This is a genomic window from Kribbella sp. NPDC000426, from assembly GCF_040300265.1.
GTDB lineage: Bacteria > Actinomycetota > Actinomycetes > Propionibacteriales > Kribbellaceae > Kribbella.
In genome coordinates this window covers 464,061-480,815 of sequence record NZ_JBEPDK010000003.1, presented here as the reverse complement: position 1 = coordinate 480,815, position 16,755 = coordinate 464,061, and the positions used below count along the sequence as shown (strand labels likewise).

Genomic DNA, 16,755 nt, shown 5'->3' with positions numbered 1-16,755 from the left:
GTATATCGCTTACGGTCGGGCGCTATGGACAACCTCTCCCGCCGTGGATTGCTCGTTGGCGCCGGTGCGCTGCTCGCTGCCGGCGCCGTCGGCTCACCCGCCTCCGCTCGCCCGTTCACGCTGCTGCCGTCGCGTCGCTTCGTCCTGGACGGACCCGGCGGGGAGGTGTTCCGCAGCAAGCCGCTGGCCGACGTGACGGTCATGCAGTCGATCGCGTTCGACAACCCCAACCAGCGGCTGTTCGCCGGGCAGTTGCGCGCGGGCTCGCCGGCCAGCAGCGGTGACCTGACGCTGACGCAGCTCACGCTCGACGGAGATGTCGTCGGGCACATGTACCTGAGCGGGTTCGGCCACGCGGTCTCGATCGGTGCGGAGGCGGTCGGACGGACGACGTACCTGTGGACCGAGACCGACGTCGACACGGCGAACGCCCGCGGCCGGCAGATCGCGCGTTTTCCGTGGCAGGAGGGCGCGACTTTGACCTCGGCGGCGGTGACGAAGTGGAAGCCCGTCGCCGACGGCGCCGTGTTCACACCGTCCGTGGACCAGCGGCACGGACGGATCGGGATCCGGCACACGCTGTCGGACGGATTCCACATCAACGTGTACTCAATGGCGGCCGCGCGGGCCGGCGACTTCTCGCGCGTGCTCGCCTCGTTCAAACAGCCGGCGATGACGGCTGACATCGACTTCCAGGGGTGGGCCCTGTACGGCTCGTACGTCTACCTCTGGGAGGGCGAGGCGTACGCCGGTGCCTCCGATCCCGCACTGGCGACGTCGAAGCTCTGGACCTACGACATCAACAAAGGCGAGATCGTCGAGTCCGTGAAGATCGTGGACGGCGGCGACCTGGTCTACCGCGAGGCCGAGGGGGTCGGCGTACACGTCGACCGGTTCGGCCGCGCCCAGCTACGGTTCGGCTTCGCCTCCGGCGTCACCGGCGATCGCCGAGCCAACCTGTTCTACCGGAGCAGATTGGTTTGATCCATGGACAACCTGTCCCGCCGCGGGTTGCTGACGGGAGCCGGCGCCCTCGTGGCCGCAGGCGCCCTCGGCGTACCCGCGGCCACCGCCCGGACCCTGTCCCTCCCGACGTCCAAGCGCTTCAAGATGAGCGCGACCACCAACGAGTTCTTCCGTAGTCAGCCGCTGCACGACGCGACCGTGATGCAGTCGTTCGCGTTCGACACTCCCAACAACCGGCTGTTCGCGGCGCAGTTGCGGGCCGGCAGCGGCGCGAACAGCGGGGACCTCGCGCTGACCCAGCTCGACTTCGCCGGCAACGAGCTCGGATACATGTACCTGACCGGCTTCGGGCACGCGGTCTCGATCGGGGCCGAGGCGTCCGGGAGTACGACGTACCTGTGGACCGAGACCGACGTGGACACGGCTAGCGGCCGTGGACGGCAGATCTGCCGCTTTCCGTGGCAGAACGGGAAGACGTTGACCTCGGCGGCGGTGACGAAATGGAAGCCGGTCGCGGCCGGGAGCGTGTTCACGCCGGCGGTGGACCAGCGGTTCGGGCAACTCGGCGTACGGCATCAGTTGTCCGACGGGATGCACATCAACGTGTACTCGCTGGCGGCCGCGCGGGCCGGCGACTACTCGACCGTGCTCGCGTCGTTCAAGCAGCCGGCGCTGACCGCCGGGATCGACTTCCAGGGGTGGGCGTTGTACGGCTCGTACGCCTACTTCTTCGAAGGCGAGGCCTATCCCGGCGACCCCGACGAGACCCAGGCAACCTCAAAACTCTGGTGCTACGACATCAACGCCGGCCAACTCGTCGACTCCTTCCTCACCCTGGCAGGCAAAAGCCTCACCTACCGAGAGCCCGAGGGCCTGGCCGTCTACGGCTCCACCGACGAAACCGCCCGCCTCCACTTCGGCTTCGCCTCCGGCCTCACCGGCGCCCGCCGAGCCAACCTCTTCTACCGCAACACCCTGGTCTAACAACCGTCCAAAACAGGCGGAGAGCCGCGGATTGCCGCCCTGGATGACCGGACTTGGGGAGGATCCTGCACCGATTCGGGCGCAAGATCCTCCCCAACCACGACTGCCCGCGGCGCGGTCCTAAGTCGCAGGCGCGGAGGCGTCACGACCGAGCGCGTGCAGAGCAGGCAACCGTGCGGACGCCGGCTGCCGAGACTTCGTCGTGGCTTACTGTGCCACGCCGTACAGGCGGTCGCCGGCGTCGCCTAGGCCGGGGACGATGTAGCCCTTGTCGTTCAGGTGGGAGTCCATGCCGGCGATGACGAGGTTGCACGGGACGTCGAGGTGGGTGAGCTCGCGTTCGACGCGTTCCACGCCCTCGGGGGCGGCGAGGAGGCAGATCGCGGTGATGTGGTCGGCGCCGCGGTCGACGAGGAACTGGATCGCCGCCGCGAGCGTGCCGCCGGTCGCCAGCATCGGGTCGAGCACGTAGCACTGGCGCCCGGACAGGTCCTCCGGCAGGCGCTCGGCGTACGTCGACGCGGTCAGCGTCTCCTCGTTCCGGATCATGCCGAGGAACCCGACCTCCGCGGTCGGCAGCAACCGGGACATGCCTTCGAGCATGCCGAGTCCGGCCCGCAGGATCGGTACGACGAGCGGCTTCGGCGCGGTCAGCTTGACCCCCTCCGCCTCGGCGACCGGGGTCTGGACGGTGACCGGACCGGTACGGACGTCCCGGGTCGCCTCGTAGGCGAGCAGCGTGACGAGCTCCTCGGTCAGCCGCCGGAACGTGGGTGAGTCCGTGTGCTCGTCGCGCAGCGCGGTGAGCTTGTGGGCGACGAGCGGGTGGTCCACGACGAGGATCTGCATAAGCCGGAACGCTACCGTCGGCGATTCCTGGCGGGGAAGCGCGCTCGCTGTCAGACTCGAAAGTGCACCGGAATCTGCCCTGCTTCGCCCACCAGGGAGTACGCCGATGACCCTCGAGCCCAGACCGCGCTTGGTGGTACCCCGCCGCGACCTCGACCGGCTTCGCCGCCGCGCCGAGTTCCTCCGCGAACTGGAGGAGGCCAAGGCACTCCGCGACCGGATCGCCCCCCGCCGGGCTCGTGTCCGCCAACTCCGCGAAGCTATGCGGAGAGCTACCTACCATCACTGACTGTTGACGGTTGTTGGTGGATCTGATACCGCTCCGAGATCGCGTGGAGAGGCGGAGTCTGGGACGATGACCCGGTGTCCGATGCCATGGCTGGGCCGATGACCACCGACCTCGATTTCGCGGTCGCCGCTTACACCGAGGACGGGAACTGGACCGTCACTCCGCTGGTACTCCGTGGTGAACCGGACCTGTCCGCGCTGGTGTCGGCCCTGCGCCGCTACCCGGGCGAGGGCGGCGTACTGGGCATGGTGTCGGTCGACGAGGACTTCTTCGTCCTGGTCCGCGTCGCCGGCGGGCGGGCCCGCTTGCTGATCTCCGACGTGACCGCGGCGACCGAATGGCCGATCGCCCGGCAGGTTGTCGACGAGCTGGACATCCCGCTGGCCGATGACGACGACGAACAGGTCCCGGCCGGCGACCTGGCGATCATCGCGGACCTGGGGATGACCGCGATGGACCTCGGTGCGCTCTGTGACGACGTCGACCTGTATCCCGAGGAGATGCTCGAGGAGATCGCCGAGACGCTCGGGTTCGGCAACCAGTTCCACGACGCGATCGAAGCTGTTGGCTAGCCCACTGCTGCGGCGCGAGTGGTCCCGGTTGATGGCGCTCGCGCTGGAGGAGGGCGAGAAGGCGGTGCCCGACGTACCGATCGGGGCCGTCGTGGTGGACGCCGACGGGCAGGTGATCGGGCGCGGGCACAACGAGCGTGAGACGACGGGTGATCCGACGGCGCATGCCGAAGTACTCGCGATCCGGGCGGCGGCGCGGCACGTCGGCGAGTGGCGGCTGAGCGGTTGCACGCTCGTCGTCACGCTGGAGCCGTGCACGATGTGCGCGGGGGCGATCGTGCTGTCCCGGCTCGACCGGCTGGTCTTCGCGGCGTACGACGAGAAGGCGGGCGCGGTGGGCTCGCTGTGGGACGTCGTCCGGGACCGCCGGCTCAACCATCGGCCCGAGGTGATCGGCGGTGTGATGGCCGACGAGGCGGGCGCGCGGCTGCGCGATTTCTTCATTCGTCACCGGCCTTGATATTGTCCTCGGCGGTGGCGTGTCCGAGCGGCCGAAGGAGCGCGCCTCGAAAGCGCGTGACGGGCAACCCCCGTCCGAGGGTTCAAATCCCTCCGCCACCGCCACCGCCCTTCGGGGCGGAAGATAGGCCGGAGACCCTGATGCTGTGTGATGCGTCAGGGTTTTCGTCTCTCGGGACCTGACGTTCGACGGGAGGGCCCCATGGATGTTTCGGAGCTCGACCGGGTTCTGCTGGCAGGGGCCGTGGTTCTGCTGGTCGCGGTCGTCGCCGTCCGGCTGACCGCGCGACTCGGGCTCCCGTCGCTGCTCATCTACCTCGGCATGGGCCTGTTGCTCGGCGAGTCGGGGCCGGGGCACATCCACTTCGAGGACGCGCAGCTGGCGCACGCGCTGGGGTTCGCGGCGCTGGTCGTGATCCTGATCGAGGGCGGTCTGACCACCCGGTGGAACGAAGTACGCCCGGTGATGCCGCTCGGGCTCGTCCTCGCGACCGTCGGGGTCGCGGTCAGCGTGGGAGTCGTCGCCTGCGTGGCGCACTTCGTCCTGGGGCTGAGTTGGCAGCTGTCCGTGCTGCTCGGCGCCGTGACGTCCCCAACGGACGCGGCGGCCGTGTTCTCGGTGCTCAGACGGGTGCCGATCCAGCCGCGGCTGCGTGGGGCGCTGGAGGCTGAGTCCGGCCTGAACGACGCACCGACCGTGCTGCTGGTCACCCTGGTGAGCACGGGGGAGGTCGGCGAGAAGGGCGTGCTGGCGTTCACCGGCCTGGTGCTGTACGAGCTGGTCGTCGGCGCCTTGTTCGGTCTGCTGATCGGTTGGGTGAGCGTCGGCCTGATCCGTCGGATGGCGCTCAGCTCCGCGGGTCTCTACCCGCTCGCGGTGATGTCGGTCGCCTTCATCTCGTACGCCGGGGGCTCCGTCCTCCTGCACGTATCCGGGTTCGCGGCCGTCTACGTGACCTCGCTGGTCCTCGGGCGGGCCGAGCTGCCGCATCGGATGGCGACCCGGTCGTTCGTGGACGGGATCGCCTGGCTCGCGCAGATCGGTCTGTTCGTGATGCTCGGGCTGCTGGCCTCACCCGGACGGTTCCGGCTGAACGACGTACTCGTCGCGCTCGTGATCGGGATCGCGGTGACGGTGGTCGGGCGGTTCGCGTCGGTGGCGATCTCGGCGGCGCCGTTCCGGCTGCCGTGGCGGGAGCGGACGTTCATCTCCTGGGCCGGGCTGCGGGGCGCGGTACCGATCGTCCTGGCGACGATCCCGCTGGCCGAGGGAGTGCCGCAGGCGGACCGGATCTTCGACGTGGTGTTCGTGCTGGTCCTGCTGTTCACGCTGCTGCAGGGGCCGTCGCTGCCCTGGCTGGCGGGCCGCCTGAAGGTGCTCGACGACAATGCGGCGCACGAGGTCGATATCGACGTGGCTCCGCTGGAGTCGCTCGGCGCGGACATGCTCCAGGTCTACGTCCCGAGCAAGTCACGGCTGGCCGGCGTCGAGATCGGCGAACTGCGGTTGCCGCCGGGGGTCTCGGTCTCGCTCGTCATCCGCGGCGAACACGCGTTCGTGCCGGACCGCCGTACCGTCCTCCGCGCCGCCGACTCGCTGCTGGTGGTTGCCCCCAGCCCGGTCCGCGAACAGACCGTGCGCCGCCTACGCGCCGTCTCCCGGGCCGGCCGCCTGGCCGGCTGGTTCGGCGAACGCGGCCGCGAACAGCTCTGAGATCAGTTCGGGTTCTGGCCCGAGGGGACGGGCTGCGGGGTGTGGACGACCGGGAGGCAGACGGTGGTGCCGGCGGCCACCTGGACCGACGGGATGCCCTTGAGGCGGACCGAGCCGAAGCCGGCGCCGATCACCAGGTCGACGGTGTGGTCGGTGCGGCCGTCGGGGACCAGCACGGCCTTCTGGTTGAGCTGACCGGCGACCAGTGCCAGTTCGGGCGAGTTCGCCGCGACGCCGCGGAGCTCGGCCACGTCGACCTTGTTGCCCTTGGGCTCGTTGGAGATCTTGCCGATGTTGAACCCGCGCTGCTTCAGTGCGTCGGCGACCCGCTGCGCGGAGCCGGCCCTGGCACCGCCGTTGTAGACGTTCAGGACCACCTGCTTGGGCACCAGGCGGTTGTTCGGGAGCTTCTGCTCGACGCAGGTCGGCTCGGCGCTGCTGTTGATCAGGGACTTCCAGCCCCACCAGCCCCCACCGACCAGAATGGCCAGCAGGATCACCATCGTGATCGGCGTACGCCAGCGAATGTGCGAATGCGGCCGCGGTTGCGGATGGATCGCTGTCATCGGCTCAACCCCCCGTGAGCAGACATGGGTCAGTCCACTACCAAGACCCGGGCGTGGAGGACCTGACGCTGCTGCAACGCGGCCCGGAGGGCACGGTGCAGGCCGTCCTCGAGGTACATGTCGCCCTTCCACTCCACCACATGCGCGAACAGGTCGCCGTAGAAGGTCGAGTCCTCGTCGAGCAGCGCGTTCAGGTCAAGGGTGCCCTTCGTCGTGACGAGTTCGTCCAGCCGCACCTGCCTGGGCGGCAGCGAGGACCAGTCCTTCGGCCGCAGCCCGTGCTCCGGGTACGGCCGGTCTTCCCCGACGCGCTTGAAGATCACCTCCCGAAGTCTAGCGGGGTAACAGGTCTCAGGTGCAGGTCATAAATGTCACCGGAATAGTCCGGAGCCGGAAGCAACCTTTTGGTGCCGTTGCGGCGTCCAGCAGGATGGCGAGGACTAGCATGCCGACCGGGTAGTTCCGTCAACCGGGGAAGGCACGCTCAGATGGCCGAGTCAGATGTCGTGGAGACCGTCAAGCAGGGGTACGCGTTCGAGGGGCCGGCACTCGAGCTGGGTGCGCTGCTGGTCGACGACGAGCCGAAACCGGAGGCGGCGGTCCGGATCCCGCTCGGGATGATGAACCGGCACGGCCTGGTCGCGGGCGCGACGGGTACCGGCAAGACGAAGACCCTCCAGCTGATGGCCGAGCAGCTGTCCGCGGCCGGCGTCGCGGTGTTCGCCGCCGACATCAAGGGCGACCTGTCCGGCGTCTCGCAGCCCGGCGAGGGGAACGACAAGCTGCTGGCGCGGACCAAGTCGATCGGCCAGGACTGGACCGCGAGCGGCTTCCCGACCGAGTTCTACGCGCTCGGCGGCCAGGGCACCGGCATCCCGATCCGCGCCACGATCACGTCGTTCGGGCCGGTGCTGCTGTCCAAGGTGCTCGGGCTGAACGACGTACAGGAGTCGTCGCTCGGGCTGATCTTCCACTACGCCGACAAGGCCGGGCTGACGCTGCTGGACCTCAAGGACCTGCGGTCGGTCATCCAGCACCTCACCTCCGACGAGGGCAAGGACGACCTGAAGGAGCTCGGCGGGCTCTCCGCTGCCACGGCCGGGGTCATCCTGCGGTCGCTGATCGGGTTCGCGGACCAGGGCGCGGAGGCGTTCTTCGGCGAGCCGGAGTTCGACACCGCCGACCTGCTGCAGCAGCGTGACGGAAAGGGCCTGATCTCGCTGCTCGAGCTGCCGAACCTGCAGGACCGGCCGGCGCTGTTCTCGACGTTCCTGATGTGGCTGCTGGCCGACCTGTTCCACGACCTGCCCGAGGTCGGCGACGTGGACAAGCCGAAGCTGGTGTTCTTCTTCGACGAGGCGCACCTGCTGTTCAACGACGCGTCGAAGGCGTTCCTCGACTCGATCGCGCAGACCGTCCGGCTGATCCGGTCGAAGGGTGTCGGCGTCTTCTTCGTGACGCAGACGCCGAAGGACGTGCCGGACGACGTACTGGCGCAGCTCGGTTCGCGGGTGCAGCACCAGCTGCGGGCGCACACGCCGAACGACGCGAAGGCGCTGAAGGCGACCGTGTCGACGTTCCCGAGTTCGTCGTACGACCTGGGTGAGGTGCTGACCCAGCTCGGGATCGGCGAGGCGATCGTGACCGTGATGAACGAGAAGGGTGCGCCGACGCCGGTCGCGTGGACCCGGTTGCGCGCGCCGCAGTCGCTGATGGCGCCCGCGTCCGCGGAGCAGCAGGCCGCGTCTGTCCAGGCCTCGCCGAACAACGCGAAGTACTCGCAGGCCGTCGACCGCCAATCGGCGTACGAGATGCTCGCGGCGAAGGTGCAGGCCGGCGCGGCGCAGGCCGAGGCCGAGAAGCAGGCGCAGGCCGAGGCCAAGCAGCAGTCCGAGCCCCGGCCGCGGGCGCAGAAGCAGGAGAAGTCGATGGTGGAGCAGGTCATCGGCTCGTCGGCGTTCAAGCAGTTCGCCCGGTCGGCCGGCCGGGAAATCGTCCGCGGGCTGTTCGGTGCGGCCCGGCGGCGGTGATTTTCCTTCCGTGCAAGGGAAATCCTGCAGTTGATTGTTGATCAAACGACTGAATAGTGAAGGATTGTCGATCGTTTCCAAGTCGTCATCCACAGCCGCGCCGCCACGGATTGGGACCTGACGCTCACTCGTCGTACCGTGTGAGGTGATGGTTGCACAGAGTAGGCGAGCCTTACGTTCCTGGGCGCTCTGGACCCTGACGGTCCCGGCGTTCGCCGTCGTGGTGCTCGTCGACCTGGCCGCCGTCGGGTACGGCGTGCAGGCGTTCACCGACCGACCCGACTGGCGCGGCCTGGATGTCGTGTTCGCGCTGACCGTCTCCGCGCTGATCTCGGTCGAGGGCGCCCGCCGGGTGGAGAACCGGCGGCGGCGCGGCGGAGCGCTGCACAAGGACCTGGCGCCGGCCTGGATGATTGCCGCGGCGGTGATCCTGCATCCGGCGCTGGCGATCCTGGTCGCCGTACTGCTGCGGATCTGGTGGCGGATCCGGGCCGGGAAGTGCATCCCGTACCGGTGGGCCTTCTCGACCGCGGTCCACGTGCTCGCGGTCGGCGCGGCGCACGCGGTCTTCGTCTCGCTGCGCGACATCACCGGCGGCGACCTCGGTCTGGTCGTCTCGATGGTCGGCGCCTCGGCGGCGTACGTCGCGACCGACACCGTGCTCTGCGGGCTGGCGATCTCGCTGATCATCCCGGGCAGCAGCCGGCGCGAGGCGGTCGGCGGGCTCGACGACCTGGCCACCGATGCGACTGCCGCGACGCTTGGATGCCTGCTCGCGGCGGCCTGCCTGATCAGCCCGTGGTTCGCGTTCGTGGCGATCCCGATCACGCTGACCGCGCAGCGCGCGTTGCTCCTCGGCCAGTTGGAGTCCGAGGCGCAGACCGATCCGAAGACCAGCCTGACCCGGGTCGACTGGTGGCGCCGGCGGACCGAGGACATGTTGCGGACCGTCCGGACCCAGCGCGAGCCGATGGCGGTCCTGCTGATCGACATCGACCACTTCAAGCAGGTCAACGACCGGCACGGTCACCTGGTCGGCGACGAGGCCCTGCGTGCGGTCGCGACGATCCTGCGCAGCGCGATCCGGGCGAAGGACGTGATCGGCCGGTTCGGCGGCGAGGAGTTCGTGATCGCGCTCCCCGACACCGGCCTCGACGAGGCGACCGTCACCGCGGACAGGCTTCGCAACGCGGTCTCCGCCAGCCCGCTGGCCGCGATGTGCGCCGGCGTACTCGACGATCCGGACCTGGATCCGGACACGTTCCACCTGACCGTCAGCATCGGCGTCGCCGTATATCCGAACGACGGGGCGACCGTCGACGACCTGCTGCTCCGCGCCGACCGCGCGATGTACGCCGCCAAGGCCGCCGGCCGCGACCGCGTCCGCCTGGCCGCCGACATCGTCACGCTGCCCCGGCTGACCGCCGCCACACAATTCTCCGAACAAGCAGAACCTTTGGCCCAGGCGCAGCGTCCTGTGAGGTGAGGGCGGCAGGACGGAGCGCAGATGGCGGCAACGGGGAGTCGTGACGACGACTTCACGGCTTTCGTGCTGGCCAGATCCGCGCGGTTGGTGCACTTCGCGCGGATGCTCTGCGGCGACGCCGGCCTCGCCGAGGACCTGGTGCAGAACGCTCTGGAGAAGGCGTACCTGCGCTGGGACCGGATCGAGATGGCCGACCCGTTCGCGTACGTCCGGCAGGCCGTGGTCAACCAGCACCTGTCCTGGGTACGACGGCGGCCGTGGCGGGAGCGTCCCAGCGGCGGGCCGACCGAGCTGGATCTGTTCTTCGGCCCGGTCGTGGACGATCCGTCGGGTGCGATCAACCGGCGGGTCGGGCTGGGGGCTGCGCTCGCGACGCTGAGCCGGCGGGAGCGGGCGGTCGTCGTACTGCGGTATGTCGAGGACCTGACCGAGCGGCAGACCGCGGAGGTCCTCGGGGTCGCGGTCGGCACTGTGAAGAGCGCCAACGCCCGGGCCCTGGTGAAGCTGCGTGCTGCTCCCGAGCTGAGCGGCGTACCGGTGGGGGAGCGAACATGAACGTCGACGAGGATGAGCTGCGGACGCTGCTGGCGCCGGGCTCGGACGGTACGCCGCTCGACCCGGAGCGGGTGATCGCGGCGGCGCAGCGGCGGCGCAGCAGGCGGAAGCTGGGCGCGGTCGCCGCGTCGGTTGCTGTTGTGTCGGTCGTGGCTGGGGTTGTGGTCGGGATTCAGGTCGGCGGCGGCCGGCCGGAGCCTGCCCAGGTCCCGCCGCCTGCTTATCCGACATCTGCTTATCCGACTCCGCCATCGGTGACACCTACCGTGCCGCCGTCCCCGGTGCCGACGTCCTCCCCGACGTCTTCTCCGCCTGCGACTCCGACGAACCCGAGGTCTCCGTCGCCGACGGGAGCGGGGCGGTCGACCGTGCCACCTCACACTCCGCCGACTGCGCCGCCGACTGTTCCGCCGAGCATGGGGCCGACTGGGCCGACGCCGTCTGTGCCGACGTCGACCCACGGTGCTGTTCCGACGGCGACGCCGACCCGGTCCGGGCGCGCGGCGACTGTCACGCCCGCGCGGTTGCCTGCTTCTCGTTGAGCAGAACCTTTTCCGGGGCCGCTCGCGTCCTTCAGCCCGACCGAACACCGAAAGGTTGCGGAGGGCAACGATGAGAGAAGTAGGACCGAACCGGCGCGCCACCCGGCTGGTGCTGGGCGGACTCGCGGCGGCCGCCGTCGTGGTGGTCGCGGTTGCGGGTACAGCGATGGCGCGCAGCGGCTCGACGGACGACGGCGACGGTACGCCGGTCCACGCCACCCCCAGCCCCAGCCAACCAACCACCTCCCCAAGCCGCACGACCGACCAACCCACCGCGTCCCCCAGCGCCGTCCCCTCAAGCACGCCAACCCTGCCCCCAACGGCATCCCCAAGCCCCGCACCACCCGCAACCCCAACCCTGCCGCCAACGGTGTCACCGCGCGCGATCCCACCCGCCACTCCGACGCTGCCACCAACCGTGTCCCCAACCCGCGGACCCCGCCCGGTACCGACCCTGCCCCCGACCGCGACACCGACCCGCGGACCTCGCCCTGTACCGACGCTGCCGCCGACCGCCACACCGACCCAGCCGCCGCGCGCCGCCCGCCCGACACCAACAGTCGCACCCACCCGCACCCCAACAGCGAGCCCATCCGGCAAGTAGCCCGGACCCCCATCACTCACCAACCCACGGCTCCCACGCTCGCAGGGCCGGCCGCACGCTCACGGCACAAGTGGGTGGGGTGTGCGGCCGCCCGTCACTGAGCGGCCGGCGGCTCCCAGGCTCGGAGGGGTTGGCCGGCGCAATTACTGCGCAGCTTGGTGGGTGTGTGGACGTCGAGTACTCGGGCTCGGCTCCCGGGGCCGGGCGCGGTAGCCGGAGGCCGCGCTCGCAGGGTCCGGTCGCACACGCACGGCGCAAGTGGGTGTGCGGCCGCCCGTCGCTGAGTGGCCCGCGGCTTCCACGCTGGCAGGGGTCGGCCGGGCGCTTAGTGCGCAGGTTGGTGGGTGGGTGGACGCCTGTAACTGAGTGGCTGGCGGCTTCCGCGCTGGCAGGGGTCGGCCGGGCGCTTGGTGCGCTGGTTGGTGGGTGGGTGGACGCCTGTAACTGAGTGGCTGGCGGCTTCCGCGCTCGGAGGGTCGGCTGGGCGCTTGGTGTGCAGGTTGGTGGGTGGGGGGACGTCCAGCAGTCAGTAACTGGTGGCTTTCGCGCTTGTAGGGGTTGGCCGCACGCTCACCGGGCGGGTTGGTGGGCGTGCGGCCGGGGGTTGGTGAGTGGTGGGGGTTCAGCAGGCGCCGAACGTGCCGCCCGAGACCCAGGCCTTTGCGACGTACATGCCGGTGTTGACGCGGAGCCAGATGTTGGTGGTGCCCTGGGAGCCGGTGACGGATTCGCCGGTTGTCTGGCATTCGACGGTTACCTGGGCGGACTTGCCGGCCATGCCGACGACGGCGCCGGCGGAGTTCGGTGCGTTCCGGACGTTGAGGTAGCCGGACGAGATCGACACCGTCCCGCGCCCGCCGTCACCCGTCCACAGGTACGTCACGTCGACGAACCCGTTGTCCGCCAGCTTCAGCGCGTCCCAGAACACGCCGTCCGCGAGATCGATCCCGGCCGGGTTCGCGACGGTCCGGCCGAACTGGTCCTTCCCGCCGTTGTACCCGTCCTGGTACGCAGCCTGCGCCTCGGGCTTGCCCTGCGGCAGGTCCTTCCACATCTCGCGGGTCGCGCTCGGGTTCCAGTAGTCGTCCTTGGTGTTCCACGGGCCGACGTCCCACACCGGCTCGAACGCGCATCGCGACGCAGTACAGACCTTCACCGAGTACGTGCCGGATCCGTTGCCGGACAGGCCGCGCCGCGAGGGCAGCGCGACGAAATGGTCGCGGCTGACGATCACGTGGCCGTTGGCCGTCGTACCGCCGACGAGGCCTTCGCGGGTGGCGAAGACGTGCGACTTGAGCGGCGCGGCCTGAATGCTCATCCGCGGAGCCGCAACCTGGTCGGTCGGCCGGACGGTCAGACCGGCAATCGACGGGCTCCCGCCGGTCGGTGGCGCGGTGAGGATCACCCGCAGCTGAACCTGATCGCTGGCAACTGGCAGCGCAGTCGGGGTTCCAGCCTTCGCCTCAGTCCACTCCGACCATCGCCCGTCGGCCCAGGACCGTACGTCGACCGCCCCGGACATACCGTTTGGTATGGCGGCCGAGTAGCCGACGACCACGGCCGAGGTCAAGCCGGCGAGGTGGACAGGCGTGAGCTCGGCCAGACCGGAGCGCTGGTCGATCCCGGCCGAGCCGATCCCGGCAGGCGCGTCACCGAGCACGATCCGACCGCCCTCAACCCGCACATTGCTCGACCCGGCGGTCGGCTGGGAGACAGCGACCGACTGGGGTACGGCGGGCCCGGAGCCGGCGACCGACTGAGGTACGGCGGGTCCGGCTGGGGCGGACTGGGCGACGGCGGCGGGCTTCGCGGCGGGCTGGTAGGCGGCGCTGGGAGCGGGGGCGGCGGCGGGCTGAGAGGCGGACGGTCCGACGGCCGTGGCGGGCTGGCGGGCTGTTGTGGGGGGAGGGGCGGCGGCGCTGGGCAAGGTCGCGGTAAAGATCGCGGCGGTTGCGGCTAGACAGGCGGCGAAAGCGGCTGGGCGGCTGGTACGCATGGGCGGGACCTCCGGGGCGGTGAAGGCTTGTGTACCCAATGTGACAAACAAACGCCTCCCCTGTATAGACCGTCAATAAATTTCTCCTAACCGAACAGAACCCGATCGGTGACTCAGTGGGTTTGGACCGGTGTGACAGAGGCTGAGGAGAATCGATGACCCGGACCGCGGACGCCGACTTCGAGCGATTCGTCGTGGCGCAGTCGACCCCTTTGCTCCGCTTCGCGGAGATGTTGTGCGGCGATCGGCACACTGCCGAGGACCTCGTGCAGCAGGCGTTGATGCGGTCGTATCCGAAATGGCACCGGCTGGAGGGCGACCCGTTGCGGTTCGTCCGGCGGGTGCTGGTCAACCGATTCCTCTCCCAGGCCCGCCGGCGCTGGAACAACGAAGTACCCAGTGATCCGGTAGCAAACGATTGGGACCAGCGAGCGGTGGCGGACTTCGCCGGGGCGGTCCAGACCAGGGAGGCCGTGCTCTCGGCTCTCAACGGTCTGACCGTCCGGGAGAGAGCCGTGGTCGCGCTGCGCTACTCGCAGGATCTCTCCGAGGCCGAGACCGCCGAGCTGCTCGGTATGGCGGCCGGGACCGTGAAGAGCACGGCTTCCCGGGCGCTGGCCAAGTTGCGTCTGGCACCCGACCTGATCGACAGCGGAGTTGGAGGAAACTGATGAGTGACGAGCAGATTCGTGATGCGCTGACCTATGAGATCGACCCCTGGCAGCCGGACGCCGGTGACCTGATGCGGCGCGGCAAGCGGCTGACCTGGCTGCGCCGGGGACTGGCCGCAGCAGGCGTCACCGCCCTGGCCGGAACCGTTGCGACGGTGTCCGCCGCGGTCGGCGGACCGACCCTGCCGGTCAAGAACCTGTTGGTCGGGGGAAAGCCTCCGGTACCGGCGGTGATTCCGGCCGGTACGCCGTCGGCGCCGTCGATCGACCCGACCTGCCTGCCGGCCAAGCCGAAGCTGCCCAAGGTGGTCGTGAACAAGACGATCGACCCGAACAACCCGCCGAAGGTGACGCTGCCGGCCAAGCCCACCCTGCCGGCCAAGCCGTCGCTGCCGACCGGCAAGGCGACCTTGCCGAGCCTGCCCACCACCCGGCCCTCGTTGCCTGGTAAGCCGACCTTGCCGACCGGCAAGCCGACGCTGCCGACGCGGCCGGGCATCCCCACCACCAAGCCGACCTGGCCGACGACGAAGCCGACGCTGCCGGGCCGCCCGCAGGTGCCGACCACCAAGCCCACGCTGCCGACCCTGCCGTCCGGCAAGCCGAGCCTGCCGACGACGAAGCCGACCCTCCCGTCGCTTCCGCCCGCCAAGCCGACGCTGCCGAGCAAGCCGTCTCTCCCGGCCAAGCCGTCGCTCCCGACCGCGAAGCCGTCGCTGCCCGCCAAGCCTGCGGTCCCGGCCGTACCGGACTGCGTGCAGGGCGTGCCGACCGGCAAGCCCAGCCTGCCGAGCAAGCCGAACCTGCCCGGCAAGCCGTCCGTACCGACCGCCAAACCCACCGCGCCCGACCTGCCGAGCGTGACGGTCTCGGCCGGCGTGAAGGTGACGGTTCCGGTCAAGCCGCACAGCAAGCCGACGCTGCCTTCGATCCCGACCACGAAGCCGACGCTGCCGACCTCGACGTCCAAGCCGAGCTTCCCGACGCCGACCGTCCCGACGGCGTTCCCTACCGGCCTACCCTCCTCAGGCCGGTAGGGCTCCCGGCCACCGGCGAGTAGGCCCTCCCTGCAAGACCTACTCGCCGGTGGCCCCATCCACGAGCTCGCGGGCCACGTCCAAGTGGCCCGCGTGCCGTGCGTACTCCTGCAGGACATGGAACAGGATCCAGTTCAGCGTCGGCCGATCGTCGGGCCCGAACCGCCCGCCGGCCGACGCAACCGTCGCGGGGTCCGCGCCACCGACGACCTGCCGCGTGAACTCACCACCCGCGTGCAACTGAGCCAGCAGGCTCTCCAACGAGTCGTCCGCCGTCACCGCCCAGCGACCGTCGGGATCATCTCCGGAGTCACCCCACGGATGCTCGACCTGCTCAGCGGTGAAGCCCCAGCGCAGCCACCGTCGCTCCATGAAGACCAGGTGCTTCAACAGCTCCAGCGGCGACCATCCCGACGGCAGCCGACTACCGCGCAGCTCGGCGTCGCTCAACCCGGTCAGCTTCTTCGAGATGATCTCGCGATAGCGGTCGAGGTACTGCAGATGCAGCTCGATCGTGTCGGCGACCTCCCTGGCCGGCTTCACGAAAGGCTCCGCAAGTACTCCGCTGTTGCGTCGTCGGCGGGATAGAACGACTCGATCATCAGCTCGGACACCGTGACGTCGAGCGGTGTGCCGAAGGTCGCGATCATCGTCAGCAACGACAGCTCCCGCCCGTCGTGCATGAGCTTGAACGGTACGACGACTTCGGCCGGTCCGGGTGGTGCCGGCTTGTCGTCCGCGGCGTACGCGCGGAGTTCGTCGTACAGGTCCTGGAGTTCGGGATCTGCGGTGCTGGCGGCCTGGCGTTGCAGGCTGGCGAGCGCGCTGGCGCGGACCTCTGCGATGTTGCCGATCCGCCTCGCCAGGCCATCCGGGTGCAACGTCAGCCGGAGTGCGTTGATCGGTGCCTGGAGCAACTTCTCGTCGACGCCGGCGGTGAAGATCCGGATCCCGGCGTTGGCCTCGACGATGTTCCACCAGCGGTCGACGACCAGCGCCGGGAACGGCTCGTGGGCCTTGAGCAGGCGGCGCAGCGTCGTACGGACCGCGAGCATCGCCGGCGAGTGCAGCGACGCCTCGCTGTAGATCGGTGCGAACCCGCCCGCGAGCAGCAGTTGGTTGCGGTCCCGCAGCGGTACGTCGAGGTGCTCGGCGAGCCGCAGCACCATGTCCCGGCTCGGTTTCGACCGCCCGGTCTCCACGAAACTCACGTGCCGGGTGGACACCTCGACCCGGTTCGCCAGCTCGAGCTGACTGAGCCGGCGCCGCTCCCGCCACCCGCGCAGAAGCTCGCCCACCGGGCGCTGGAACGTCTCCTCGATCGTTGCTGCCATACCCCGACCGTAGCGGTCCGCGTAGACAACGCCATTACCTCTGACGTCATCGACCGTTGCCCGGGTACGGCGGCAAGGTTCTGGTCATCGAAACCTTCCGA

Annotated in this window: 17 protein-coding genes and 1 tRNA gene; 12 read left to right on the top strand and 6 right to left on the bottom strand. The window is 69.7% G+C overall.

The annotated features are described in order from the left end of the window. Positions 1 to 24 precede the first annotated feature (24 nt). Positions 25 to 984: a phage baseplate protein gene (locus tag ABT313_RS16105; protein ID WP_350853398.1), complete on the top strand. Its 960-nt coding sequence runs from the start codon at positions 25 to 27 to the stop codon at positions 982 to 984. A gap of 3 nt (positions 985 to 987) precedes the next feature. Then, entirely contained in the window at positions 988 to 1,950 is a 963-nt protein-coding gene (locus tag ABT313_RS16100; RefSeq protein ID WP_350853396.1) for a phage baseplate protein, read from the top strand. Between the two features lie 207 nt (positions 1,951 to 2,157). Here ABT313_RS16100 and upp read toward each other — a convergent pair whose 3' ends face one another. Beyond that, positions 2,158 to 2,799 (bottom strand): uracil phosphoribosyltransferase, encoded by a 642-nt coding sequence (upp, locus tag ABT313_RS16095; RefSeq protein WP_130445810.1) that lies wholly within the window; start codon positions 2,797 to 2,799, stop codon positions 2,158 to 2,160. 363 nt (positions 2,800 to 3,162) lie between these two features. Between upp and ABT313_RS16090 the strand changes: the two genes are divergently transcribed. From ABT313_RS16090 to ABT313_RS16075, 4 genes are all read left to right on the top strand, one after another. After that, entirely contained in the window at positions 3,163 to 3,660 is a 498-nt protein-coding gene (locus tag ABT313_RS16090) for a tRNA adenosine deaminase-associated protein (protein WP_350853392.1), read from the top strand. Positions 3,661 to 3,691: 31 nt separating this feature from the next. After that, positions 3,692 to 4,120 (top strand): nucleoside deaminase, encoded by a 429-nt coding sequence (locus ABT313_RS16085; protein ID WP_350855123.1) that lies wholly within the window; start codon positions 3,692 to 3,694, stop codon positions 4,118 to 4,120. A 13-nt stretch (positions 4,121 to 4,133) separates the two neighbouring features. Beyond that, positions 4,134 to 4,224, top strand: a tRNA-Ser gene (locus tag ABT313_RS16080). A 97-nt stretch (positions 4,225 to 4,321) separates the two neighbouring features. Beyond that, positions 4,322 to 5,833 carry a potassium/proton antiporter gene (locus ABT313_RS16075; RefSeq protein WP_350853389.1) on the top strand — a complete coding sequence of 504 codons (1,512 nt, stop codon included), beginning with the start codon at positions 4,322 to 4,324 and terminating at the stop codon, positions 5,831 to 5,833. A 2-nt stretch (positions 5,834 to 5,835) separates the two neighbouring features. Here the strand turns inward: ABT313_RS16075 and ABT313_RS16070 are convergent, their stop codons facing one another. Both ABT313_RS16070 and ABT313_RS16065 read right to left on the bottom strand, forming a co-directional pair. Beyond that, on the bottom strand, positions 5,836 to 6,399 hold the full coding sequence (locus ABT313_RS16070; protein WP_350853387.1) for a LytR C-terminal domain-containing protein: 564 nt from the start codon (positions 6,397 to 6,399) through the stop codon (positions 5,836 to 5,838). 29 nt (positions 6,400 to 6,428) lie between these two features. After that, the gene (locus tag ABT313_RS16065) at positions 6,429 to 6,722 is read right to left on the bottom strand and encodes a type II toxin-antitoxin system VapB family antitoxin (protein WP_350853384.1); all 294 of its coding nucleotides are present in this window, start codon (positions 6,720 to 6,722) and stop codon (positions 6,429 to 6,431) included. Positions 6,723 to 6,887: 165 nt separating this feature from the next. Here ABT313_RS16065 and ABT313_RS16060 point away from each other — a divergent pair, with 165 nt between their 5' ends. The 4 genes from ABT313_RS16060 (at position 6,888) to ABT313_RS16045 (ending at position 11,012) form a co-directional block, all read left to right on the top strand. Beyond that, positions 6,888 to 8,429 (top strand): helicase HerA-like domain-containing protein, encoded by a 1,542-nt coding sequence (locus ABT313_RS16060; protein ID WP_350853381.1) that lies wholly within the window; start codon positions 6,888 to 6,890, stop codon positions 8,427 to 8,429. A gap of 148 nt (positions 8,430 to 8,577) precedes the next feature. After that, positions 8,578 to 9,915: a GGDEF domain-containing protein gene (locus ABT313_RS16055; RefSeq protein ID WP_350853378.1), complete on the top strand. Its 1,338-nt coding sequence runs from the start codon at positions 8,578 to 8,580 to the stop codon at positions 9,913 to 9,915. A gap of 21 nt (positions 9,916 to 9,936) precedes the next feature. Continuing rightward, complete coding sequence (locus ABT313_RS16050) at positions 9,937 to 10,470, top strand: SigE family RNA polymerase sigma factor (protein WP_350853375.1); 534 nt, start codon at positions 9,937 to 9,939, stop codon at positions 10,468 to 10,470. Then, positions 10,467 to 11,012 carry a hypothetical protein gene (locus ABT313_RS16045; RefSeq protein WP_350853372.1) on the top strand — a complete coding sequence of 182 codons (546 nt, stop codon included), beginning with the start codon at positions 10,467 to 10,469 and terminating at the stop codon, positions 11,010 to 11,012. Before ABT313_RS16050 ends, ABT313_RS16045 begins: the two co-directional genes overlap by 4 nt. Before the next feature lie 1,226 nt (positions 11,013 to 12,238). Here the strand turns inward: ABT313_RS16045 and ABT313_RS16040 are convergent. Continuing rightward, on the bottom strand, positions 12,239 to 13,612 hold the full coding sequence (locus tag ABT313_RS16040; RefSeq protein WP_350853369.1) for a DUF8814 domain-containing protein: 1,374 nt from the start codon (positions 13,610 to 13,612) through the stop codon (positions 12,239 to 12,241). Between the two features lie 155 nt (positions 13,613 to 13,767). Here ABT313_RS16040 and ABT313_RS16035 point away from each other — a divergent pair, with 155 nt between their 5' ends. Then, positions 13,768 to 14,283: a SigE family RNA polymerase sigma factor gene (locus ABT313_RS16035; protein WP_130445821.1), complete on the top strand. Its 516-nt coding sequence runs from the start codon at positions 13,768 to 13,770 to the stop codon at positions 14,281 to 14,283. Continuing rightward, positions 14,283 to 15,320, top strand: a complete 1,038-nt coding sequence (locus ABT313_RS16030) for a hypothetical protein (RefSeq protein ID WP_350853366.1) — start codon at positions 14,283 to 14,285, stop codon at positions 15,318 to 15,320. Before ABT313_RS16035 ends, ABT313_RS16030 begins: the two co-directional genes overlap by 1 nt. Positions 15,321 to 15,359: 39 nt before the next feature. Here the strand turns inward: ABT313_RS16030 and ABT313_RS16025 are convergent, their stop codons facing one another. Then, positions 15,360 to 15,863 (bottom strand): DinB family protein, encoded by a 504-nt coding sequence (locus ABT313_RS16025; protein ID WP_350853363.1) that lies wholly within the window; start codon positions 15,861 to 15,863, stop codon positions 15,360 to 15,362. Beyond that, a complete protein-coding gene (locus ABT313_RS16020; protein WP_350853360.1) occupies positions 15,860 to 16,654 on the bottom strand; it encodes a helix-turn-helix domain-containing protein in 795 nt (264 codons plus the stop codon). Before ABT313_RS16020 ends, ABT313_RS16025 begins: the two co-directional genes overlap by 4 nt. Between the last annotated feature and the right edge of the window lie 101 nt (positions 16,655 to 16,755).

Bases quoted from the DNA above. Each gene is read 5' to 3' on its own strand.
- ABT313_RS16040 (WP_350853369.1), bottom strand. From the start codon at position 13,612: ATGCGTACCAGCCGCCCAGCCGCTTTCGCCGCCTGTCTAGCCGCAACC.
- ABT313_RS16105 (WP_350853398.1), top strand. From the start codon at position 25: ATGGACAACCTCTCCCGCCGTGGATTGCTCGTTGGCGCCGGTGCGCTG.
- ABT313_RS16070 (WP_350853387.1), bottom strand. From the start codon at position 6,399: ATGACAGCGATCCATCCGCAACCGCGGCCGCATTCGCACATTCGCTGG.
- ABT313_RS16085 (WP_350855123.1), top strand. From the start codon at position 3,692: ATGGCGCTCGCGCTGGAGGAGGGCGAGAAGGCGGTGCCCGACGTACCG.
- ABT313_RS16035 (WP_130445821.1), top strand. From the start codon at position 13,768: ATGACCCGGACCGCGGACGCCGACTTCGAGCGATTCGTCGTGGCGCAG.
- ABT313_RS16020 (WP_350853360.1), bottom strand. From the start codon at position 16,654: ATGGCAGCAACGATCGAGGAGACGTTCCAGCGCCCGGTGGGCGAGCTT.
- ABT313_RS16055 (WP_350853378.1), top strand. From the start codon at position 8,578: ATGGTTGCACAGAGTAGGCGAGCCTTACGTTCCTGGGCGCTCTGGACC.
- ABT313_RS16100 (WP_350853396.1), top strand. From the start codon at position 988: ATGGACAACCTGTCCCGCCGCGGGTTGCTGACGGGAGCCGGCGCCCTC.
- ABT313_RS16030 (WP_350853366.1), top strand. From the start codon at position 14,283: ATGAGTGACGAGCAGATTCGTGATGCGCTGACCTATGAGATCGACCCC.
- ABT313_RS16050 (WP_350853375.1), top strand. From the start codon at position 9,937: ATGGCGGCAACGGGGAGTCGTGACGACGACTTCACGGCTTTCGTGCTG.
- ABT313_RS16045 (WP_350853372.1), top strand. From the start codon at position 10,467: ATGAACGTCGACGAGGATGAGCTGCGGACGCTGCTGGCGCCGGGCTCG.
- upp (WP_130445810.1), bottom strand. From the start codon at position 2,799: ATGCAGATCCTCGTCGTGGACCACCCGCTCGTCGCCCACAAGCTCACC.
- ABT313_RS16075 (WP_350853389.1), top strand. From the start codon at position 4,322: ATGGATGTTTCGGAGCTCGACCGGGTTCTGCTGGCAGGGGCCGTGGTT.
- ABT313_RS16060 (WP_350853381.1), top strand. From the start codon at position 6,888: ATGGCCGAGTCAGATGTCGTGGAGACCGTCAAGCAGGGGTACGCGTTC.